Source organism: Achromobacter sp. (assembly GCF_050285585.1).
Taxonomy (GTDB): Bacteria; Pseudomonadota; Gammaproteobacteria; order Burkholderiales; family Burkholderiaceae_B; genus Achromobacter.
Window position 1 is genome coordinate 17464 of the sequence record NZ_JBLZXF010000015.1, and the last position, 20813, is coordinate 38276.

Sequence of the window (20813 nt, forward strand, 5' to 3'; positions counted from 1 at the left end):
CGTCAGGCGACCTTGCGTTCGGCCGTGGGCTCGATGCGGTCCTCGGCGCCGAAATCAAAGGCGAAATCATCCACTTTCACGACGGTATCGCGCAAGCGGTTGCGGCGCTTCACGACCGCGTATTCCTCCGCGGTGATCCCGCCGATCGCGAAAGCGGCATCGGCGATGTCGCGCACGTTGGCTTGCGGATTGTCTTGCAGCGCGCCGCGTTTCTCCAGCTCGCGGATCCTGGCTTCGATGGGTTCGGCCTCGATCGTGGCGGCCAGCGCCTGTTCGATGGCGCCCACGGGCTCGCGGTCGGTGGCGGGCAGGTGGCAGCCCGCGGTCAGGCGGTCGCGCGCGGCGCCCGGCTGGATCAGCAGGCGCGCCACGTCCTGGCCCAGCTGGTCCGACGGCAGAGCCTGGGGGCGGCCCCACGGAAAGATCAGGCGGGCGAGGATCCAGGCCACCGCGCGGTTGGGCAGGTTCTCCAGCACGCCGTCGAAGGCTTGCTGCAGCTTGAACAGCGCATCCTGGACGGACCAGTGCGCCAGGGGCGCATCGGAGGCCTGGCGGCCTTCGTCTTCGAAGCGCTTGAGCGCGGCGCTGGCCAGGTACATCTGCGACAGGATGTCGCCCAGCCGGGCGGAGAGGCGTTCGCGGCGCTTCAGGCTGCCGCCCAGCACCAGCATGGACGTGTCGGCGAGCAGCGCGAAGGCCGCGCTGTAGCGGCTGAGCAGCTGGTAATAGCGTTTCATGTCCGGCGCGACATCGGCGTTCACGGCCACGTGGCGCGCGCCCGTGAGAGCCGTGCCGGCGGCGCGCAGCGCATTCCTGGCGACGAAGGCCGCGTGGCCCCAGAAGGCCCGGTCGAAGTCGGTCAGCCCCTGCCGCCGGTCGGGCGATTGCGCGGCCTGCATCTCGGCCAGCACATAGGGATGGCAGCGAATCGCGCCCTGGCCGAAGATGATCAGGCTGCGCGTGAGGATGTTGGCGCCTTCCACGGTGATGCCGATGGGGATCTGCTGGTAGGCGCGGCCCAGGAAATTGGACGGGCCCAGGCAGATGCCCTTGCCGCCGATGACGTCCATGCCGTCGTTGACGACCTGGCGGGCGCGTTCGGTCACATGGTATTTGACGATGGCGGAAACGACCGAGGGCTTTTCGCCGAGATCCACCGCGCCGGCGGTCATGCTGCGGGCGGCGTCCATCATGTAGGTGTGGCCGCCGATGCGCGCCAGCGCCTCTTCGACGCCCTCGAACCTGCCCACGGGCATGCGGAACTGGCTGCGCACGCGCGCGTAACCGCCCACGGCGCGCGCCGTCAGCTTGGACATGCCGGTGTTGGAAGAAGGCAGCGAAATCGAGCGTCCCGCCGCGAGGCACTCCATCAGCATGCGCCAGCCCTGTCCCGCCATGGCGGGGCCGCCGATGATGAAGTCCAGCGGCATGAAGACGTCGGTGCCGCGCGTGGGGCCGTTCATGAACATCGCGTTCAGCGGGAAATGACGCCGGCCGGTGTCCACGCCGGGGTGGTCGTGCGGCACGAGCGCGCAGGTGATGCCCAGGTCTTTCCTGCCGCCCAGCAGGCCGTCCGGATCGTACAGGCGGAAGGCCAGGCCCAGCAGGGTGCATACCGGCGCCAGCGTGATGTAGCGCTTGTCCCAGGTGACCTTCATGCCGATCACTTCGCGCCCTTGCCATTCGCCCTTGCAGACGATACCGCTGTCCGGGATGGCGGCGGCGTCGGAGCCGGCCCAGGGACTGGTCAGCGCGAAGGCGGGCACTTCCTCGCCGCGGGCGAGGCGGGGCAGGTAATGGTTTTTCTGTTCGTCGGTGCCGTAGTGCAGGAGCAGTTCGGCGGGGCCGAGGGAATTCGGCACCATGACGGACACCGCCAGCGCGGACGAGCGCGTGGACAGCTTGGTCACGATCTCGGAATGCGCATAGGCCGAGAACGCCAGGCCGCCGTATTCCTTGGGAATGATCATGCCGAGGAAGCCCTGGGCCTTGAGGTAGTCCCAGACGTCCGCGGGCAGGTCGTAGCTTTCTTGCGTGACGTTCCAGTCGTCGACCATGCGGCAGGCCGCTTCGGCCTGGTTGTCCAGGAAGCGCTGTTCCTCCTCGGTCAGCCGCGGACGCGGATAGGCGAGCAGGCGGCTCCAGTCGGGCCGGCCGCGGAACAGTTCGCCTTCCCACCACACCGTGCCGGCCTCCAGCGCGTCGCGTTCGGTGTCCGACATCTGCGGCAGCACCTTGCGGTACAGGTTGAAGATAGGGGCCGACAGCAACGCCCTGCGGATGGGGCGCACGCCCACCACGACGGCCGCGAGCAGCACGATGATGGCGAGGGCGACGATGACAGCGTTCATGTTCTTGCCTCCGTGGAAATTGGACGCCCTAGGCCGAAGGCACTTGCGGCAGGGGCGAGCGCAGGCCCCCGAGCAGAAAGCTCATGAGGCGGGGCAGCAGCAGATCCGGGTTGTTGGGCTGCTCGGCTTCGTCGATGGTCCAGCCCGTGACGGAGCGCAGCAGGTCGGTGCCGATGATGGCGTACGACGTGGCGCCCAGCATGAACTGAAAGCGCCACATGATTTCCGCCCTCGGCACGTCGGGCAGCGCCGCGAACAGCGCGTTGCGGTAGCGCTCGAGCACGTCCGCGTATTCCTCGGCGAACAGGCCGCGGATGAAGTCCGAGGGGTCGGTCATGGTGCGCTCCAGCAGCGGCAGGAAGGTGCTGCCGGCCTGTGCGGGGTCGGCCGCCAGGCGCAGCAGCGTGCCGAAGAAGGCGTCCACGATCTGCGACGGCTTCAGCGGCTTGCCCTGGGCTTGCGCCTCCAGTTCGTCCAAAAGGCGCAGGCGCTCGCGGTTCAGCACCGCCAGGCGGCGTTTGAGCACCGCTTGCACGAGTGACTCCTTGGAGCCGAAGTGATAGTTCACCGACGCAAGGTTCACGCCGGCGGCGCCCGTGATCTGCCGCATCGACGTCGCGTCGTGTCCCTGTTGCGCGAACAGGGCCTCCGCCGTATCGAGGATCACTTCACGGGTGCTGGGGGATCTGATTTCTTGCATAAGGTTGAATTCAAACGTTCGTTTAAAAACCATTATGCGTTAGGGATGGCGGAGAAGCGAGCCTCGGCTATCCCCAATAGGGTTTACCACTAGCATCCACGCGCCAGCCGCAGAGGGCCGTCCGCGGCGGCGGCGTTCTCCCCCAAGCGGATGAGTGCCTCCATGCAAGCGGGCGAGCCGGCGCCTCCCCCGTCCGCGCGAACCTGAGCCTTTTGTCCTCGGACTGGCGCTCTAGGATAAATGTGGTCTGGAAGACAAGCCAAAAACACCGCAGTATCAGCGCGAGGACTCGAATGCGCGGCACGGACAAAGACCCGCATGCATGGCTAGCCCGTTCGCCGTAAGGGCAGCGGATGCGAACTCGCCCCGACACAGGAGCAGGAGAAATGAAGACCTACAGAGTGGGACTGCTGGTTGATGGGTATGAGCAGCCCGGCTGGATGCATGAGATGGTCGAGTGGCTTCGGCACAGCCAGGATTTCGATGTTGCCGCTTTGCTGGTGATGAGTGGATCGTCCAGCGACAGGTCGCCCCGTTTGGGCGTGAAAGCCCTGTTCGGCACCCTGTCTCGCCTGGAGGCCCGGCTGCTGCCCGCGAAACAGCGCGAAATGCTGGCATGCCACGACCTGCGCGACAGCGTGCCGCCGGACACGGCCGCCGTCGTTCCCCTGGATCCGGATGCCGACGCGGCGGATGCGCGCGACGAGGTCGCGGCGATGGGGCTGGATCTGGTGATCACGCTGGGCGCTTCGCCGGCCACGCGCGAACAACTGGTGGGGTGGGCGCGGCTGGGCGTATGGCAGTTGAGTTATTCGGACATTGCGGTGGCGACCAGCCGGTATGCCGGTTTCTGGGAGGTCTATCAGCGCGAGGACCACACCACGGTAAAGCTCTGGCGCGTCGGCGCCCGGCTGGAAGAGGATGAATTGCTGGACCAGCGCAGTTTCAATACCGAAGTGTTCTGGCTGAAGAACCAGGCTCGCGCATTCAGCCTGGGAAATCTCATGGCCTTCGACGCGCTCCAGGCGCTGGCCCGCGCCAGGCAAGGCGCGGCGCCGCCCGGTATGCAGATCATGAGCGGCCAGCGCCGGGAGGATCCGGTGGAGTGGAATAGCGCTGCCTACATCGCGCGCCAGGCCTGGTTAATGTCGGATTTGATTGTGCGGCGCGTCATGAAACGCAATATACGCTGGCGGATTGGTATGTTTCCGTCGGCCAGGCAACAAGCCGTGGTATCCGAGGCCATGGTGCTGCAGCCTCCCAAGGGCAGATTCTTCGCGGATCCGTTCGTATATACCCAGGACAAGAAGCCATATATTTTCTTCGAGGACTACGATTTTAATTCCCGCAAAGGGACGATTTCGGTCGCGACATACTCCGACGGGGCTTTCCGCCTGCTCGGGACCGCCTTGAACCTGCCGTACCACCTGTCGTTTCCATATATATTCGAGCATGAGGGTATTACCTACATGGTTCCGGAAACGTGCGGAAACCGCAGTATCGAGTTATGGAAATGCACGGATTTTCCGCTCAAGTGGGAGTTGGATGTTAATCTGATGACCAATATATCGGCGGTGGACACGATTATTTTCAAGCACGGGGAATACTGGTGGTTATTAACAAATATCGATCGCACCGACGGCCAGAGCCACTGCGACGAATTATTTGCGTTTTTCGCCGACTCGCCGCGCTCCACGGAATGGACGCCGCATGCCTGCAATCCCATCGTCCGCAACCCGATGCGGGCCCGTAACGCGGGGATCGTGGTCTCGCCTGGCGGGGAAGTCATGCGCTGCGCCCAGTACCAGGGCTTCTGCCACTACGGCAAGGGCGTCTCCCTGAACCGGATCGAAGCGCTGTCACCCTCCACGTACGTGGAAACGGACGGCGAAATCCACTACGCCAGTTTCCTGAGGAAGCGCCATGCTTCAATGCACCATTGGCACCACCAGGGGGGGCATACGGTATTTGATTTCGCCTATATGGAGTAAATCATGCCGGCGGCGCACAAATTAAAATGTTACCCATATTTCGAATACGGAACGCGCGCACGGGCATGATGTGTCCGTGGAAACATATAGACAGCTATCGGACTCGTTATCGGCGATTCATGGCCGCGTCCGGCGGATGCCCGGGCGCGGCCTTTTCTTGGCCGTAACAGCCGCGCCATCGCCGGAATGCGCTGCTGTCCGGGCCCTCGCTCCATAGGGAAAACGGTGTTTGCGCCGGGGGAAATGCTGGTGGAAACCCTAGCGCCTGAATGGACGAAAGGAACATCTCATCCGGATTTACGATAGTGATTAAGGCTAACGAATGATTTCTGTTTTTGTCGGATTATATCGCCCCGAAACGTCTTGATTTTGCCAATTTCGAACCATAAGATGGGTCCATGCCATCCGTTATGTTGGCTACCAAAGTCTCCCAGCCCAAACGCCCCGGTGCGGCTTCATTAGATATTCCGGGATATTGCGGACCACCCCCGCAGGGGCTGGATAAAAATAGTCTTCAGCACAGCGAAGATCCCTTCTAGGCCCGTCGAAAAACCGGGAGGACACCATGGCCAAGATGGTCCTGATTGAAGCCCATCCGCTCCTGCGGTTGGGGTTGTGGCAGATTCTTAGCAAGTTGGATGATGTGTGGGAAATCGAGGGGATGGGCCTGGCGGATGTATCCAAGGCCGATGGCGTGCATGCGGGTGCCGATCTCCTCATCTACGGGTTGCCGGTGGACACCGACGAGGCGTGGAGCGCGTTGCATGAGATCCAGCGCGTCCTGACGCCCAAGCGGATCCTGCTTCTGACGGACGTCATGCCGTTGCCCATGCCGGTACAGGGGCTGCCCGGCGCAAGCGTCTACGGTTGCCTGATGAAAACGGCTTCGGTCGAAATCCTGGAGGCGGCCATCCGCCTGGTCATGGCCGGCGGGCAGTGCTTCCCCAGCGAGCAGGCCTTGCAGGCGCCCGCCCAAGCGGTCTGCGCATTGCCGGCCCGGGATGCCGACGATACCGCGGCCAAGGGCGCCATGCCGGTCAGCGCGGGCGCGCAGCTGTTGCAGATCACGCCGCGCCAATATGAAGTGCTGGTGCTCCTGGCCCGTGGATATCCGATCAAGACGGTCAGCAGGATGCTCAATATTTCGGTCGCCACGGCAAAGACGCACGCTTGCACGCTGTACCAAAGGTTGCATGTCAAGAACAAGGGCGAAGCCGTGTACGCGGCGCTGCAGCGCGGAGCGACCCTGGAATGGCATGAACCGAATGGCAGGGATGTGGACGCCGGGCAGATCTATGGGCGCAAGGTTGGATGACGGTTGCAGGGCGCGCTGCCTGCCCGGCAGCCTGGAACGCCAGTTCCATTGCTGCCGGGGCCGCGCATAGCCATCATGGCTACGACTTACATAGCAGTGCGGCGGTTGCAGTGCAACCGCATTCCTCCACCATTCATCCACCTGAACGAGATTCAGCGAACGTAGCCGCTGATAGCATGGGTTGTGTCCGCTAGCATGGATTGACAGGGCGATCCACCACCGCCTCGCCAATTCGATCCGATGCGGTGGACGAGCTTCCCGTGAGGCCGGTGGCGCAAGCAGCCTGTCATTGCAGCGATGATGCGCCAGCGTCATGGGAACCGTGTATGGGCCACGTGTCACAAGGTTCCCTCCGGGATGACAACCGTACTGATCGAAGACTACGCTCTGCTTCGTGTCGCGATCCAGCATGTGCTGGAGCGTGTGCGCAACGCCGACGACATCCTGGCCATCTCGCCAGCGCATCTGCTCAATATGTCCAGCTCGATCAACCGCCCAGTGGAATTGCTGGTCGTGGGTTGCAGCGGCCTGGCGGAACAGGACGTGGGGCTGCTGTCGCAGTCGATGGCATTTTTCATGCCGCGGTTGGTCCTGGTGCTGTATTCAGTGCTGGACCAGGGCGTCATGGCTGCATGCGCGCGCGCCGGCGTGGCGGGCTACCTGCCGAAGGCGTCCAATCCGGACGCGCTGGCCGCCGCGGTGAGCCTGGTGCTTGCGGGCGGAGAATGCTATCCGCAGCCCATTGCCCGGCCGCAGGGCGCCGCCCATGCGCCGACGCAGGAACTGCGCGAATTGACCCAAAGGCAGGAAGAGATCCTGCAGCTTCTCGTGCAGGGCAAGACCATGAGGGAGATAGGCGAACAGGTCGGCATTTCGGTGGCGACCGTAAAAAGCCACGCGCGTACCCTGTACTGGAAACTCAATGCCCGCAATCAGGCCGAAGCGGCCTACATCGCCGTGCAGATGGGATTGGTGAGAAGCGGCGCCCAGCCGCCCGCCAAGCATGATTCGAACTCGTAGGAAGGGCGAAGGCCCGCCTACGCTTCCCGGGCGTCGGGTTTGCCCTTGGAGGCCGAGACTGCCTCGAATTCGCGTTCGGCGGCGGCCAGCACCGTGTCCACGTGCAGGTGGGCCAGCGCGTATTGGCGCGCGGCGGCGCCCAGCGTTTCGCGCATGCGCGCGTTGTCGCCGAGCTTGCGCACCGCGTCGGCCATGGCCGCGCCATCCTCGGGCGGCGTCACGAGCCCGCAGTTTTCCACCACGCAGGCCAGTTCGGTGCCAGGCGCAGCGCCGCACACCACGGGCCGGCCGCTGGCCAGCATCCCGGTCAGCTTGGAAGGCATCACCAGGTCGGCGGCGCCGGCGCGCTGCGGCAGCAGGTGGATGTCGGCGGTGTTGAGCAGTTCGCCCAGCCGCTCGGCCGGCTGCAGATCGAGAAAGCGGACGCGGGGCAGGCCCTGGCATTGGGCCTCGAGCGGCGCGCGTTCCGGGCCCTGGCCGCAGAACACGAACCACAGGCGATGCTCGCGGCTGAGCCGCCGCGCCACGTCCGCGAGCGTCTGCAGGCCCTGCTTGCCGCCCATGTTTCCCGAATACAGCGCAACCACGGCGTTTTCCGGTATGCCCAGTTCGGCGCGGTAATCGCCGCCGCGCGGCGCGATCGCTTCCACGTCGATCCAGTTGGGCAGCAGTACCACGCGGCCCGGCTCCACGCCCTTGGCCACGGCCAGGTCGAGCATGCGGTTCGAAATCGTGGAGACGCGGTCGAAGCGGCGCATCAGCCAACGTTCGGCCCGGCGCACGGCGGCGCGCAGGCCGGCCCCCTTGAGCAGCCCGAGCTCGAAGGCGGCATCGACTTCGTAGTCCTGGATATGCAGCCATGCGCGGGCGCCGCAAAGCCGCGCCGCCAGCCAGGCGGCGGGCGCGCAGAAGAGCGCGGGCTCGACCACGAGGATGACGTCGGGCCGCCCTGCGGCGGCGCGCAGCAGCGAGGGCAGGCTGGACAGGGCGAAGCTCGCCAGGTGGATCAGCCGCTTGAGCCCGCCTGGTTTCCCGGGCACCCAGAGCGGCGCCCGGCGCACGGTGACGCCGCGCCGGGTCTCCTTGCGATAGCGGCCCGCCCGGTAGCCCGCGTGCACCTCCCACTGGGGGTAGTAGGGCGGGGCGGTCACGACGCCGACTTCGTGGCCGCGCGCGGCCAGCCATTCGGCCATCTCGGCGCTGTACTTGCCGATGCCGGTGAGCTCGGGCGCGTAGTTGATGCCGTAGATGAGGATTTTCATGCCGGGTCCGCCTTGCGGGGCCGGACAGGACGGCAAGGATTGCCGTGGCACACCATGGCGGGCGGCATGTTGCGGAACACCGAGCTGCGGGCGCCGATCACCGCCTCCCGCCCGATGGTCACGCCGGGGCCGACGAACACGTCCGTGGCGACCCATGCGCCTTCCTCGACGCGGACGGCGCGTTCGCGCAGGGGAAACTCCGGCTGGCCGGCATCGTGATCGGCGGCGCAAAGATAGCTGCGCTGCGAGACGACCGCATGGGCGCCGACGTAAATGGGCCCCAGGCTGTAGATGACGGCGTCGTCGCCGATCCAGGCGTAGTCGCCGATCTCGACCTTCCAGGGGTAGGTCACCGTGGCGGTGGGCCGGATCAGCACCTTGCGTCCGATGCGGGCCCCGAAACAGCGCAGCAGCCACCGGCGGAATCCGTACGCGACTTGCGGCGACCAGCGGAACAGCGTTCCCTGCACCATCCACCACAGCTGGACCGTCAGCGCGGAGCGGCCGCGCTGGCCGGGCGCCAGCGCAAAGCGGTCGAGACGCTGGAGCGCGCTCATTTCGCGGCCCCCGCCACGGCGTCGTCGCGCGCCGCGGCGGCGTCGGCCAGCCGGGCTTTCTGGATCTCCTCGGTCTTGATCCGGATCTGCCAGTAGTACATGGCGCGCGCCACGGCATAGTCATAGCCGGCCTTGCCATCCAGGAAGCCGAGCCGGAACAGATAGGAATGCAGGAAGGCGATCGGCGCCTTGAACGGCATGGCCTGGAAGATGCGCTTGAGCAGCGCGCGGGCGCCGACGTTGGCTTCGCGCGGATCGTTCATCAGGCCTTTGATGCGGAGGTTGGCCTCCCAGTCGGAATAGCGGTTGTGCTTGTCGAAATAGTGGAACAGCGAGTCATGGTCGTTGTGCACCATGCGTTGGCGCAGGGCGAACGTTTCGCCCTCGACCTGCGGCTGGTAGTGTCCTTCCACTTCCCACATGTGGGCCACGTCCAGGTCGTCGTAGTCCAGGAAGCGCGAGCGGTCGCGCGCCAGCAGCGCCAGCTTGTAGACGCGATGTCCGTGTTCCAGCTTCCTGCCGCAGAACACATAGTCGAACGGCACGAAGGCGCCGCCCGCGCCGGCGGCGAAGCGCGGCAGCGCATCGCGTATTTCGGCGGCGAGTCCGGGCGTCATTTCCTCGTCGGCGTCGACGTACAGCACGACGGGATGCGAGAAAGGCAGCTGTTCCAGGCACCACTGCTTTTTCTTCGGATACTTGCCGTCCCACTGGAAGTTTGAAATCTTCGCGCCCATTGCCGTCGCGATCTGGCAGGTGGCGTCCGTGCTGTTGGAATCCACGACGAAAACCTCGTCGAACTCGACCAGCGCCTTCAGGCACTTGGCGATATTGCGTTCCTCGTTCTTGGTCATGACGACGACCGAAACCGGTATCTTCTGCATGATGCTGTCCTGTTCAGGGCGTGCCGCGCTGCATGAGCGGCTGGAATAGCGCGATGACGTTGCGGCAATGCCGCTCAAGCGAAAAGGCGTCGGCGCGTTCGGGGCCCTGGGCCGCCAGTCGCTGCCGCATTTCGCCGTCGTAGGCCAGGCGGCGCACCGCCTCGGCCAGCGCCGCGGCGTCGCCCACCGGCACGAGCAGGCCATAGCGGCCGGCGTCCAGGATTTCGGCGGGACCGTGAGGACAGTCGGTGGAGATCACCGGCACGCCCAGGCACAACGCTTCCACCAGCACGTTGCCGAAGCTCTCGCGCACGGAGGTCAGCGCGAATGCGCCGGCGCCCGCGATCACCGGAAATGGGTTGTCGATGTGGCCGGCCAGCGTGACCGGCGTGCGCGACCCATGGTCGTCGATCCGCTTTTGCAGGGCGTCGTGCTCGGATCCTTCTCCCAGGATGGTGAAGGAGATGCCGGGGTCGTCCAGCAGCGCGGCCGCGTCGATCAGCGTGGCGTAGTCCTTCACCGCCTCGAGCCGGCCGACGGCCACCACCTGGTAGGGAACCTGCCCCGACGACTCCTGCGCGCGACGCGCGCCTTGCCGCCGGACATTGTCCAGCGGGACGCCGTTGTAGATGGTGTGCACCTTGCCGCGCAGCGGCGGGAACATGCTGACCAGGTCTTCCTTCACGCCCCGCGACACGCCGACCACGGCGTCATGCCGCCGGTAGGTCTGGCTGACCAGCCAGCATTTGAGACGCCGCATGCGGGACGCCCCGTAGTGGATCGCAGGGCTGCTGTGCTCGAAGGCCACCGTCTTGAACCCTCCGCCCAGCAATTTCCTGGCCAGCACGACCAGCATGTTGCACAGCAGGCCGTGCGAGCAGACGATGGCCGGCTTGTCGCGCCGGATCTGGCGCAGCAGCCGGATGAAGGCCAAGGGCAGCATCATGCGCAGCTTGGTGGGAGACTCGATGACGGGCAGCGCGCGGGTCACCTTGGGGTTGGAAATGGGATATTCCCGATTGCGCGAACGCAGCAGGAACAGGGCGGAATCCACTCCCTGCTCCGGCAACGCATCCACGATGAAGGCGACGCATCTTCCAACGCCGCCGTGCAGGTCCGGCGCGACAAACAAGACATCAGGCATGAGGGATCACTCGCGGTGGCGCCCGGCGCGCGGCGTCCGGGCGGGGGCTGGGGACGGGCGGCGTACTGGAGGGAACAGGCATGACCTGGGCATTGCGCATCAACGACAGGCAATAGCACAGCAGGAAGCCGGTGAACGCGGTCTTGGGCGCGTAGGCCAGTCCCCCCGACAGCGAGTCGATGAAGATATAGATGGGCGCGGTGGCCAGCAGGTAGCGCCGGTGCAGTTCCAGGCCCGGATGCGCGTATCGTCGGAGCAGGGTCAGCAGCAGGATGAGCAGCGGAGGGAGCATGATCATCGTCGTGCCCACGATCCCGAACTTCATCAGGTAGAACGCCCAGGAATTGTGGGCGAAGGTGCTGAGTTCGAATCCGTTTTCGCCCATGACCCAGCTGCGAAAGCCTGCGCCCTTGCCGAAAATGGGGCTTTCGGCGAAGGAATCCATCTGCCCCTGCATCTCCTGGATGCGCGCGCCGTAGCTTGAATCCTCGTCCAGGCGTTCGACGCTGAAGATACGGTTGGTCAGCACGTCCAGGTAGCCGATGCTGGCGAAGACCAGCACGCCGGCAACGGCGGCGGGCGCGAAGACCAGCACGGCGCGACGCCGGATCTCGGGGCCGGCGCCCAGCAGCACGGCGATCAGTACCGAGGCCGCCAGCTGCAGGTACTGGCTGCGGTTCAGGGAAAAGACCAGCGCCAGCAGCATGTAGACCGTGAGCGCGTAGGCCTTGGGCCCGGATACGTTAAGGGTGCGGCGGAAGTACAGCAGCGACACGACGCCGAACGGGATGGCCCAGACGCCGAGGCGCACGTTGCGCAGCGGATTGGATACGCTGAAACCCTGCAGCTGTTCCGCCAGCATCAGCGTGGCCACGGCCAGGCAGGCCGCCACGATGTACTTCTGCAGCACCGCATAGGCGGCCGGACTGTCGATGTCCTTGTAGCAAAGAAAAGGCGTGCACAGGAAATAGAACACGATGCGCAGGTCCCGCGCCACGTCGCCCGTTTCGATGCCTGGGTGGTGCAGCGATACCAGCAGCAGGTAGATCACCGACAGGCACTGGAGCCCCAGCAGCAGGCCCAGCACGCCGCGGGGCAGGGCGTAGGCGCCGGGATCCGCGAGGCGCAGCGCCTTGACCGCCAGCATGGCGACGAACAGCAGGTCGAAGGGAGACAGCTTGAAGCTGCCCACGCCCAGGACGAAGTGGTCGTCGTTCAGGGCAAGCGCCGTGAAGGCGAACAGACCCAGCAGGTGCAGGGTGGAAAGGCGGCGGTGCGGCGTCATTGCGGCTCAGCTCCTCGTGTGCGGGTCCTAGTGCGCAGCCCAGTCGTCGCGGCCGAATATCTTGGTGGTCAGCTTTTCGAACAGGTACGACAGGTCTCCCTGCCGCGCATGCGCGGCCACCTTGGAGGCGCGGCAGGAAAGTTCGAACAGCCGTCCCAGGCCCGGCTCGGTGCGCCGGATGCGGGTGACGATCTGCTCGCGCTCTTCCAGCAGCACGTCCTGCATCAGCGCGGTCTTGGTTTCGTCATGGGCCGTGTAGACGCCCATGGCGTCCGGCACGATCAGGTTCTTGCCTTCGCGCAGCAGGCGGCTCCACAGCTCCAGGTCCATGCAGTAGCGCATGCTTTCCTGCAGCAGCCCGTACTTGCGCAGCAGGTCGCGGCGGAAGATCGCGGACTGGTTGGGAATCGATGCCTTGACGACCGTCAGCGTGCCCCGGTTGACCGGGGTGTAATGGATCTTGCGGAAGATGCGGTTGTTCGCGTCCGCCACGAACAGGTTGCCGCTGACGATGGGCGCCCGCCCCTTGGAGGCGGCGGCGCCCAGTTTGCGCAGCGCGCCCGGAAAATACAGGTCGTCCGAGTTCTGCCAGCCCACGTAGTCGCCGGTAGCGCGCTCGAAGCCCTTGTTGATGGCGTGGGACTGGCCGCGGTCGGGGGTGCTTTCCCAGTACGTCAGGTAGCGCTCGTACTTGCGGATGATGTCCACGCTGCCGTCGGTGGAGCCGCCATCGATGATGATGTATTCCAGCCGCGGATAGCCCTGGTTCAGCACCGACAGGATGGTGCGCTCCAGGAAGCGGGCCTGGTTGAACGAGGGGGTCACGATCGTTACCTTCGGCATCAGGCCGCCCGCGATCGGGGCGGGCGGACGAAGCTCGCGGACGAAGTCGATGAGCTGACGTGAATACTCGTTATGACGCTTGCTCATGCAAGGCTCCTTTTAATGTGGGCAGGCCCTAGCGGGTGGCCGCAGGCAAGGCGCCCGGGAAATCGGGGCGGGATTGACGGATGGCGAAGGCCACGCCGGCCAGCGTGATCGCCGCGTAGGCCATGCGGCCCCATGCCGCGGCGTGTTCGCCCGCGACGTGTACCAGTCCCGCCATGACGCACAGCATCGCCAATCCGCCCAAGCCGTTCAGGATGGCGACCGCGCGGGAATTTCCGAGTCCCAGCAGGGAGAAATGGGCCGCGGCGTTCAGGGAGAGCAACCCCGATGCCACGATGAGCAATTGGAAGGTCCCGAGATGATCCTGGGCCACGCTCGCGCTCAGCAGCACGTTCAGGAGCGGATGGCTCACCGCCAGCACCGCGAGCGTCGCGCCGGCCGACAGGGCCAGGTTCCACAGCATCATGCGCCGGATCTCGCGCTCGGCGGCGCCGGGGTAGGGAGGCGCGGCCGACAGGCGGCTGACGCGCGGCATGGCCTTCTGGAAGATCGCGACCGAAGCGGTATGGATGATCTGGCCGACCTGTACGCCCACGGTATATATCGCCAGCGCCGCCGGACCCATCAGGCTGCCCACCAGCACGCGATCCACCGATCCGAAAGCCAGGGCGCTGAGGCTGTTCAGCCACGACCAGCGGGAGAACCGGAAGGCGTCCATCATGGCGCCGCGGTCGCGCACGGGGCGCACGAGCAGGCGGCCGTAGCGGCGCGAGAACACGACCATCTTCACGGAGCCGGCGAGGAGCAATCCGAGCGCCTGGGCCAGGCCGGTCCAGGTGGGCGAGGCGGTGAGCCAGGCGGTGGCGCAGGCCAGCGCCATCGTGCCGCTGCGGCTGAAGACTTCGCACAGCGCGGTGGCGCGGAAATCCTCGCGTCCCTTCAGGCAGCCCGAGAAAAGCTGGTCGTACTGCTGCGTCAGATAGATGGCCAGCGCGGGCAGCGCCAGCATCGTCACCGCTACGCCGCCGAAGGTTGCGCCGGGCCATCCCAGGCCCACGGCGCCCCAGAGCATCAGGGCGGCCAGCGTCACCACGCCCAGCGCGCAGCCGATGAGCGACATGCTCACGCCCGCCGCGCGGTAGGCGCCGCCGGGTTCGTGCAGGCGTTCGGACACCAGCTTCGTCGCGGTCACGGCCGCGCCGAGGTTGGCGGCGTTGCCGAAGCCGGCCAGGGCGATGATCATGGAGTATTGGCCGAAGCCCACCGTCCCGAGTTGCCGGAAGAGGATGGGCAGCGCCACCAGCGCGGCGACGGGGCCGATGCCGTATTCCACGAGCCCCCAGAAGGAGGCGTTGCCGGCGATGTGTTTCCTGAGAAAACCGAGCATGGCTAGAGCCTGTGGGCGCGGCCATCAGGCCACGGGCAACGCCTGTTGGGTGCGTTCGCGCAGGAAGTGGCCGTAGGCCAGCGTGATGCCGTGCGTCAGCGAAATCTCCGGTTTCCAGCCCAGGGCCCGCACGCGGCCCGAGTCCATCAGTTTGCGCGGCGTGCCGTCGGGCTTGCCGGTGTCGTAGACGATGTTGCCGGTGTAGCCGACCACGCGCGCGACGAGCTTGGCCAGCTCGGCGATCGAGATGTCCTGGCCGGCGCCGATGTTGTAGATGCCCTCGGCCTCCGGATGCTCCATCAGCATGACGCAGGCCTGGGCCAGGTCGTCCACGTACAGGAACTCGCGCAGCGGCGCGCCTGTTCCCCAGATGGTCACGCTCTCCTGGCCCGATTCGCGTCCCTCATGGAACTTGCGGATGAGCGCGGGCAGCACGTGGCTGCTGTGCAGGTCGTAGTTGTCGCGCGGGCCATAGAGATTGGTCGGCATGGCGCAGATGAAGCGCGCGCCGTATTCGCGCTGGTACGCCTCGCAAAGCTTCAGGCCCGCGATCTTCGCGATGGCGTAGGGTTCGTTGGTGGATTCCAGTGGGCCCGTGAGCAGGGCGTCTTCGTGGATGGGCTGGGGGGCCTCCCGCGGGTAGATGCATGACGAACCCAGGAACAGCAGCTTGCGCACCCCCGCCGCGTAGGCGGCGCGGATGACGTTGCACTGGATCATGAGGTTCTTGTAGAGGAACTCCACCGGATGCGTCTGGTTGGCCAGGATGCCGCCCACCTTGGCCGCCGCCAGGTACACCACGTCGACCGGCGTGGTCGAGAAGAAGCGGTGCACCTGGTTCTGGTTTTCCAGGTCCAGCTCCTCGCGGCTGCGGGTCACCACGTTGCCGTAGCCGCGGCGATGCAGTTCGCGGGTGATCGCGGCGCCCACCATGCCGCGATGGCCCGCGACGAAGACGCGTTGCTCCAGGTTCGTCATGTCCGACTACTCCTTGTACGCGTAGATTTCGTAGCCGTTCTGCTCGACCAGCGCATCGCGCCGGGCGTCCCGCAGATCGCTTTCGATCATTTCCTTCACCAGCTCCGCGAACGAGGTGCGCGGCGACCAGCCGAGCTTTTCGCGCGCCTTGGTCGGGTCGCCCAGCAGGGTTTCCACTTCCGTGGGCCGGAAGTAGCGCGGGTCGACGCGCACGATGACCTGGCCGGGCTTGACGTCGTGCACCGGCGAGAACAGCACGGTCGCCGTCTCGTCCAGGCCTTCCCCTTCCCAGGCCAGCAGGATGCCCAGCTCGCGCGCGGCGGTATTGATGAATTCGCGCACGCTGTACTGCATGCCGGTCGCGATGACGTAGTCCTCCGGCGTGTCCTGCTGCAGCATCAGCCACTGCATCTCGACGTAGTCGCGGGCGTGGCCCCAGTCGCGCAGCGCGGACAGGTTGCCCAGGTACAGGCATTCCTGCAGGCCCAGCACGATGCGCGCCAGCCCGCGGGTGATCTTGCGGGTCACGAAGGTTTCGCCGCGCTTGGGCGATTCGTGGTTGAACAGGATGCCGTTGCAGGCATACATGCCATAGGCTTCGCGGTAGTTCACGCTGATCCAGTAGGCGTACAGCTTGGCCGCCGCGTAGGGGCTGCGCGGATAGAAGGGCGTGGTTTCCTTCTGCGGGATTTCCTGCACCAGGCCGTAGAGCTCGGAGGTGGAAGCCTGGTAGAAGCGGGTCTTGTTCTCCAGCTTCAGGATGCGGATGGCTTCCAGCAGGCGCAGCGTGCCCAGGCCGTCGGCGTTGGCCGTGTACTCCGGCTCCTCGAACGAGACCCCGACGTGGCTCTGGGCGGCCAGGTTGTAGATCTCGTCCGGTTGCACCGACTGGACGATCCGGATCAGGCTGCAGGAATCGGTCATGTCGCCGTGGTGCAGCACGAAATTGCGGGGCTGATCGTGGGGATCCTGGTACAGGTGGTCGATGCGGGCCGTGTTGAACAGCGAAGCGCGCCGCTTGATGCCGTGGACTTCATAGCCCTTGGCAAGCAGGAACTCCGCCAGGTAGGACCCGTCTTGGCCGGTTACGCCGGTAATCAGTGCCCGTTTTGGCATGGTTGTATCCTTAAGACTTAGTAACTGCACGAAAGGAGCCGAAGGCTGCGGAACCAATGTGCAATGAGATTACTGTTGCACCCGCCGCGGAGATATCGGCCAAAAGGTCTAAGAGTTCAGCCTGTCGATAGGGAAAAAGGGATTGGATTGATTCGTCCAGCGCGCCCAGCGCCGCGATGACCAGCAAGGACACCAGCACCGGACGCCGGTTGACCGAGGCATAGATGAGCCCGCTCAGGAAGGCGTAGGCGGCAAGATGCAGGCGCTTGTCCCCGAATGCGTCCGACATGTCCGCCGCCAGGCCCGGAAGATTGCCCACCGTCACGAGAACCAGAAAGAACAGCCCGGCCACCGGCAGGCATATCCGCGCCATGCCCGGACGCCAGAATGGCTCCTTGTCCACGTCGGCTGGGGGCAGCAAGCGCGCAAAGCGCTCGCGGCGTGGGGGGGAATCCTCCTCATACCCTTCCATACATGTCCTGGAATCGAACGATGTCGTCCTCGCCGAGGTACGCGCCCGATTGCACCTCGATGATCTCCAGCGGGATCTTCCCGGGGTTCTCCAGGCTGTGGATCTCGCCCAGGGGGATGTAGGTCGACTGGTTCTCGGTCAGGAGGTACTGTTTGTCGCCGTTGTAGATGCGCGCCGTTCCCGACACCACGATCCAGTGCTCCGCACGGTGGTGGTGCATCTGCGAGGACAGGCGCGCGCCGGGTTTCACCGTGATGCGCTTGACCTGATAGCGCGGGCCCTGGCCGACGGAGTCGTACGACCCCCAGGGCCGCTGGACCTCGCGATGGTGGTTGAGCTCGGAGCGGTGCTGGGTCTTGAAGATCTCGACCAGGCGCTTGACGTCCTGCGAGCGCGACTTGTGGGCCACCAGCACGGCGTCCGCCGTTTCGATCACGACGATGTCGTCCAGCCCGACCGAGGCGACCAGCCTGCTGGTCGAATGGATGAGGCAGTTGCGCGAATCCTCCACCATGACGTCGCCCGTGGTGGAGTTGCCCTCCACCGTCTTCTGGGCGATGCCCCAGACCGCGTCCCAGGCGCCGACGTCGCTCCAGGAGGCCGCCAGCGGGATGACCACGGCGCTGTCGGTGCGTTCCATGATTGCGTAGTCCATCGAATCGCTGGGGCAGGCCTCGAAAGAGGGGCCGTCCAGGTGGAACAGCGCATTCTCGCCATGCCCGATGGCCACGGCCGCCTGCACCTGTTCCAGGATCCTGGGGGCCAGCCTGGCCATTTCCGACAGGAATACCGAGGCCTGGAAGGCGAACATGCCGCTGTTCCAGTAGTAGCCGCCGTCGTCGATGAACCGCTGGGCGACCTCCGGCGACGGCTTTTCGACGAAGCGGCGCACGCGGCGGGCGGGCCCCATGGCGCCGGGCTCGTCGGCCTGGATGTAGCCGTAGCCGCTGAGTGGGGCGGTCGGCGTGATGCCGAAGGTCACCAGGGCGCCTTGCAGCGCGGCCTGGTAGGCCTCGGCGAAGGCCGCTCGCAGGACTTCGCCGTCCTCCAGGACATGGTCCGAAGGCATGATGAGCATGACGGGATCCTCTCCGTCCCGCATGGCGCGCAGGGTGGCGGCGGCAATCGCCGGCGCCGTGTTGCGCGCGAACGGTTCGAGGATCACCTCCGCGTCCTTGATGCCCAGTTCAAGCGCCTGTTCCGCCGCGATGTAGCGGTGGGCATCGTTACACACCAGCGTGGGCCTGGCCTCGGCGCCCGCGGATCCCAGGCGCAGCAGCGTGTTCTGCAGCAGGCTGCGGTCATCGGTCAAACGGATGAACTGCTTCGGCAGCAACTCCCGCGACAGCGGCCACAGGCGCGAGCCGGAACCGCCGCAAAGGATGACGGCCCGGTACGGGGGAGGGGGATTGGTCATGGCGCTCACTCCTTGAAGTAGGCCTGGGTGTACGGGTGCACGCCGGGATCGGCGGCGATCGCCTCCGCGGGCTGCCAGCGGTAGCTGCGATGCTGGGCCTGGGGCAGGCTGGATAGGTCCAACGAAACTTCCGCCTCATAGGCGAGGACGACGTAATGGGTGGAGCGTCCGGCTTCACCCGCGAAATTGGTGCCATAGAAATGCTCGTAGACGCCCCGAGGCGTCCACGCCTGTTCCGGGATGGGCAGGCCGAGCTCGTCGCTGGCGATGCGGCGCAGCGCGTCGCGCAGCTTTTCGTTCTTGCGGATGCGTCCGCCCGGCACGAACCAGGCGCCCTGGGCGGGCGGATTGGCGCGCAGTCCGGTCAGATAGCGGCCAAAGGCGTCGCGCAGCAGCAGGTCGATGGATACCAGGGGCAGCATTTCCACCGCCCGCCTGAAATCGGAGCCGGCCAGCATGCCGTCGCCGCGCGGGGCCGCCTCGCGGCGCTCGGGCCATCCCAACGGTTCAGTAGACATTGCGGCCCGTCCATCCGGATATCGCCGTCCGGGCGATGATCAGCAGGTCCATCCGGAACGTCCAGTTCTGGATGTAGTAGATGTCGTGCTCGACCCGGTCGCTCATCTTGCGCAGCGTGTCCGTCTGGCCGCGCAGGCCATTGACCTGGGCCCATCCGGTAATGCCCGGCTTGACGCGGTGGCGCATCATGTAGCGCTGCACCAGGTCCTTGTACAGCTCGTTGTGTTCGAGCGCGTGCGGCCTGGGGCCCACCACGGACATGTCTCCCATCAGCACATTCAGGAACTGAGGCAGCTCGTCCAGGCTGGTGCGGCGCAGGAAGCCGCCGATGCGCGTGACGCGGGAGTCGTTGCGTGTGGCCTGGGTCACCACTCCCTGTTCCTGGTGCACGGTCATGGTGCGGAACTTGTAGACGTGGAATACCTTGCCGTCCACGCCCAGCCGGGGCTGGGTGAAGAAGACGGGACCGCGCGAGGTGGCTTTCACCAGCAGGGCCACGGTCAGCATCACGGGAGACAGGCCGATCAGCGCGCAGAAGGCGAAGCTGCGGTCGAAGACTTCCTTGGCCAGGCCGCGCACGCCGGCGGCGGGCAGGCTGTTCAGCTGGATCGCGGGCAGGCCCAGGAATTCCCCGATCTGGTGCCCCAGCAGCTGGATGGACATGACGTCGGGTATCCAGCGGATGTCCACCAGGTCATTGCGCAGGTGATGCAAGACCTCGCGCAGTTCCTGGCCCGCTTCCATCGGAAGCACGATCCAGATCTCCCGCACGTTGTTCTCGTTCACGAAGGCGTGCAGGCCATCCAGGTCGTGAAGCCGGCGCACCTGCGGAGGCAGGTTCTCGTGGGGTTCCGCATAGATGCCCGCCACTTCGTAGCCGGTGCCGCGATAGCGTTCGACCCTGCGCCACAGGTCGTGTCCCAGCGCGCCGAAGCCGACCAGCAGCACGCGCTTGCGGTCCAGGCCGCGGTCGCGCGCGGCGCCCAGGGCCGCGTAGACCGCGATGCGTACGCCGGCCAGCGTAAGCGCCGCCATGACGAACCAGGTCGCCGCCCATATGCGGGATATCGCGGCGGTCTGGTGCATGAGAAAACTGATGCAGATGCCCAGCGCGAAAACCAGGGCCCAGGCCGCCAGGCTGCGTCCGACGAGATCGGCCAGCCGCCGCCCGCGCCAGGATACATACAGACGGAAGGCGGGGAAGATGGCGATGACGCCGAGGCCGCACAGATAAACGAGGAACAGATGAATCTGCGGAGGATCCGCCAGAGCATCGTCCGAGAATTTCAAGCCGGTGGCAGTCAGGCCGCAGGTTATGACGATCGCGGCGTCGAGCAAGCGATAGAGATAGCTTGCCCCGCTGAATCTTGCCGACGTGTCCGTTTGGGACGGTTCCATCGCGCACTCCTGTTCGTGGGGAGTCACCTTGCGGCGCGCGGGAACAAAAGCCGTGCGCTGCCGCAACGAGTGTGGCTACCGACAAAATCTTATTGAGTGCCAAGCTCACCCGAAACCTCCAAACGATGT

The 20813-nt window shown here is 65.7% G+C and carries 18 protein-coding genes; 3 read left to right on the forward strand and 15 right to left on the reverse strand.

The window, feature by feature from the left end; all coding sequences use genetic code 11:
• Nucleotides 1-2: 2 nt before the first annotated feature.
• Together ACN6PJ_RS19305 and ACN6PJ_RS19310 are read right to left on the reverse strand one after the other, a co-directional pair.
• Complete coding sequence (locus ACN6PJ_RS19305) at nucleotides 3-2351, reverse strand: acyl-CoA dehydrogenase (protein WP_427997449.1); 2349 nt, start codon at nucleotides 2349-2351, stop codon at nucleotides 3-5.
• 28 nt (nucleotides 2352-2379) lie between these two features.
• The gene (locus tag ACN6PJ_RS19310) at nucleotides 2380-3051 is read right to left on the reverse strand and encodes a TetR/AcrR family transcriptional regulator (protein ID WP_427997450.1); all 672 of its coding nucleotides are present in this window, start codon (nucleotides 3049-3051) and stop codon (nucleotides 2380-2382) included.
• Between the two features lie 386 nt (nucleotides 3052-3437).
• On the opposite strand from ACN6PJ_RS19310, the gene ACN6PJ_RS19315 reads away from it, so the two are divergent.
• The 3 genes from ACN6PJ_RS19315 to ACN6PJ_RS19325 all read left to right on the forward strand — a co-directional run bounded on the left by ACN6PJ_RS19315 (nucleotide 3438) and on the right by ACN6PJ_RS19325 (nucleotide 7377).
• The gene (locus ACN6PJ_RS19315; RefSeq protein WP_427997451.1) at nucleotides 3438-5042 is read left to right on the forward strand and encodes a glucosamine inositolphosphorylceramide transferase family protein; all 1605 of its coding nucleotides are present in this window, start codon (nucleotides 3438-3440) and stop codon (nucleotides 5040-5042) included.
• Between the two features lie 565 nt (nucleotides 5043-5607).
• Nucleotides 5608-6357 carry a response regulator transcription factor gene (locus ACN6PJ_RS19320; RefSeq protein WP_427997452.1) on the forward strand — a complete coding sequence of 250 codons (750 nt, stop codon included), beginning with the start codon at nucleotides 5608-5610 and terminating at the stop codon, nucleotides 6355-6357.
• Nucleotides 6358-6714: 357 nt separating this feature from the next.
• Nucleotides 6715-7377: a DNA-binding response regulator gene (locus tag ACN6PJ_RS19325; RefSeq protein ID WP_427997453.1), complete on the forward strand. Its 663-nt coding sequence runs from the start codon at nucleotides 6715-6717 to the stop codon at nucleotides 7375-7377.
• Nucleotides 7378-7394: 17 nt separating this feature from the next.
• Here ACN6PJ_RS19325 and ACN6PJ_RS19330 read toward each other — a convergent pair whose 3' ends face one another.
• From ACN6PJ_RS19330 to ACN6PJ_RS19390, 13 genes are read right to left on the reverse strand one after another with little or no spacing between them, the layout of a single operon-like run.
• Nucleotides 7395-8639 carry a glycosyltransferase WbuB gene (locus ACN6PJ_RS19330; protein ID WP_427997454.1) on the reverse strand — a complete coding sequence of 415 codons (1245 nt, stop codon included), beginning with the start codon at nucleotides 8637-8639 and terminating at the stop codon, nucleotides 7395-7397.
• Nucleotides 8636-9196, reverse strand: a complete 561-nt coding sequence (locus tag ACN6PJ_RS19335) for a putative colanic acid biosynthesis acetyltransferase (RefSeq protein WP_427997455.1) — start codon at nucleotides 9194-9196, stop codon at nucleotides 8636-8638. The genes ACN6PJ_RS19330 and ACN6PJ_RS19335 overlap by 4 nt, the downstream gene beginning before the upstream one ends.
• Nucleotides 9193-10080 (reverse strand): glycosyltransferase family 2 protein, encoded by an 888-nt coding sequence (locus ACN6PJ_RS19340; protein WP_427997456.1) that lies wholly within the window; start codon nucleotides 10078-10080, stop codon nucleotides 9193-9195. The genes ACN6PJ_RS19335 and ACN6PJ_RS19340 overlap by 4 nt, the downstream gene beginning before the upstream one ends.
• A 13-nt stretch (nucleotides 10081-10093) precedes the next feature.
• On the reverse strand, nucleotides 10094-11224 hold the full coding sequence (locus ACN6PJ_RS19345; RefSeq protein WP_427997457.1) for a glycosyltransferase: 1131 nt from the start codon (nucleotides 11222-11224) through the stop codon (nucleotides 10094-10096).
• Nucleotides 11217-12509: an O-antigen ligase family protein gene (locus tag ACN6PJ_RS19350; protein ID WP_427997458.1), complete on the reverse strand. Its 1293-nt coding sequence runs from the start codon at nucleotides 12507-12509 to the stop codon at nucleotides 11217-11219. The genes ACN6PJ_RS19345 and ACN6PJ_RS19350 overlap by 8 nt, the downstream gene beginning before the upstream one ends.
• 27 nt (nucleotides 12510-12536) lie before the next feature.
• Nucleotides 12537-13439, reverse strand: a complete 903-nt coding sequence (locus ACN6PJ_RS19355; RefSeq protein WP_427997459.1) for a glycosyltransferase family 2 protein — start codon at nucleotides 13437-13439, stop codon at nucleotides 12537-12539.
• A 28-nt stretch (nucleotides 13440-13467) separates the two neighbouring features.
• Nucleotides 13468-14784 carry a lipopolysaccharide biosynthesis protein gene (locus ACN6PJ_RS19360; RefSeq protein ID WP_427997460.1) on the reverse strand — a complete coding sequence of 439 codons (1317 nt, stop codon included), beginning with the start codon at nucleotides 14782-14784 and terminating at the stop codon, nucleotides 13468-13470.
• A gap of 24 nt (nucleotides 14785-14808) precedes the next feature.
• Complete coding sequence (locus tag ACN6PJ_RS19365) at nucleotides 14809-15762, reverse strand: GDP-L-fucose synthase family protein (RefSeq protein WP_427997461.1); 954 nt, start codon at nucleotides 15760-15762, stop codon at nucleotides 14809-14811.
• 6 nt (nucleotides 15763-15768) lie between these two features.
• A complete protein-coding gene (gene gmd / locus ACN6PJ_RS19370; RefSeq protein WP_427997462.1) occupies nucleotides 15769-16878 on the reverse strand; it encodes a GDP-mannose 4,6-dehydratase in 1110 nt (369 codons plus the stop codon).
• 10 nt (nucleotides 16879-16888) lie between these two features.
• Nucleotides 16889-17350, reverse strand: coding sequence for a VanZ family protein (locus tag ACN6PJ_RS19375; protein ID WP_427997463.1), 462 nt, complete (start codon nucleotides 17348-17350; stop codon nucleotides 16889-16891).
• A complete protein-coding gene (locus tag ACN6PJ_RS19380) occupies nucleotides 17337-18767 on the reverse strand; it encodes a mannose-1-phosphate guanylyltransferase/mannose-6-phosphate isomerase (protein WP_427997464.1) in 1431 nt (476 codons plus the stop codon). Before ACN6PJ_RS19380 ends, ACN6PJ_RS19375 begins: the two co-directional genes overlap by 14 nt.
• 5 nt (nucleotides 18768-18772) lie before the next feature.
• Nucleotides 18773-19285, reverse strand: a complete 513-nt coding sequence (locus tag ACN6PJ_RS19385) for a GDP-mannose mannosyl hydrolase (protein WP_427997465.1) — start codon at nucleotides 19283-19285, stop codon at nucleotides 18773-18775.
• Nucleotides 19275-20684: an undecaprenyl-phosphate glucose phosphotransferase gene (locus ACN6PJ_RS19390; RefSeq protein WP_427997466.1), complete on the reverse strand. Its 1410-nt coding sequence runs from the start codon at nucleotides 20682-20684 to the stop codon at nucleotides 19275-19277. Before ACN6PJ_RS19390 ends, ACN6PJ_RS19385 begins: the two co-directional genes overlap by 11 nt.
• Nucleotides 20685-20813: the final 129 nt, after the last annotated feature.

Bases quoted from the DNA above. Each gene is read 5' to 3' on its own strand.
- ACN6PJ_RS19335 (WP_427997455.1), bottom strand. From the start codon at position 9,196: ATGAGCGCGCTCCAGCGTCTCGACCGCTTTGCGCTGGCGCCCGGCCAG.
- ACN6PJ_RS19345 (WP_427997457.1), bottom strand. From the start codon at position 11,224: ATGCCTGATGTCTTGTTTGTCGCGCCGGACCTGCACGGCGGCGTTGGA.
- ACN6PJ_RS19380 (WP_427997464.1), bottom strand. From the start codon at position 18,767: ATGACCAATCCCCCTCCCCCGTACCGGGCCGTCATCCTTTGCGGCGGT.
- ACN6PJ_RS19310 (WP_427997450.1), bottom strand. From the start codon at position 3,051: ATGCAAGAAATCAGATCCCCCAGCACCCGTGAAGTGATCCTCGATACG.
- ACN6PJ_RS19350 (WP_427997458.1), bottom strand. From the start codon at position 12,509: ATGACGCCGCACCGCCGCCTTTCCACCCTGCACCTGCTGGGTCTGTTC.
- ACN6PJ_RS19355 (WP_427997459.1), bottom strand. From the start codon at position 13,439: ATGAGCAAGCGTCATAACGAGTATTCACGTCAGCTCATCGACTTCGTC.
- ACN6PJ_RS19330 (WP_427997454.1), bottom strand. From the start codon at position 8,639: ATGAAAATCCTCATCTACGGCATCAACTACGCGCCCGAGCTCACCGGC.
- ACN6PJ_RS19375 (WP_427997463.1), bottom strand. From the start codon at position 17,350: ATGGAAGGGTATGAGGAGGATTCCCCCCCACGCCGCGAGCGCTTTGCG.
- ACN6PJ_RS19305 (WP_427997449.1), bottom strand. From the start codon at position 2,351: ATGAACGCTGTCATCGTCGCCCTCGCCATCATCGTGCTGCTCGCGGCC.
- ACN6PJ_RS19340 (WP_427997456.1), bottom strand. From the start codon at position 10,080: ATGCAGAAGATACCGGTTTCGGTCGTCGTCATGACCAAGAACGAGGAA.
- ACN6PJ_RS19320 (WP_427997452.1), top strand. From the start codon at position 5,608: ATGGCCAAGATGGTCCTGATTGAAGCCCATCCGCTCCTGCGGTTGGGG.
- ACN6PJ_RS19365 (WP_427997461.1), bottom strand. From the start codon at position 15,762: ATGACGAACCTGGAGCAACGCGTCTTCGTCGCGGGCCATCGCGGCATG.
- ACN6PJ_RS19360 (WP_427997460.1), bottom strand. From the start codon at position 14,784: ATGCTCGGTTTTCTCAGGAAACACATCGCCGGCAACGCCTCCTTCTGG.
- ACN6PJ_RS19390 (WP_427997466.1), bottom strand. From the start codon at position 20,684: ATGGAACCGTCCCAAACGGACACGTCGGCAAGATTCAGCGGGGCAAGC.
- ACN6PJ_RS19325 (WP_427997453.1), top strand. From the start codon at position 6,715: ATGACAACCGTACTGATCGAAGACTACGCTCTGCTTCGTGTCGCGATC.
- ACN6PJ_RS19315 (WP_427997451.1), top strand. From the start codon at position 3,438: ATGAAGACCTACAGAGTGGGACTGCTGGTTGATGGGTATGAGCAGCCC.
- gmd (WP_427997462.1), bottom strand. From the start codon at position 16,878: ATGCCAAAACGGGCACTGATTACCGGCGTAACCGGCCAAGACGGGTCC.
- ACN6PJ_RS19385 (WP_427997465.1), bottom strand. From the start codon at position 19,285: ATGTCTACTGAACCGTTGGGATGGCCCGAGCGCCGCGAGGCGGCCCCG.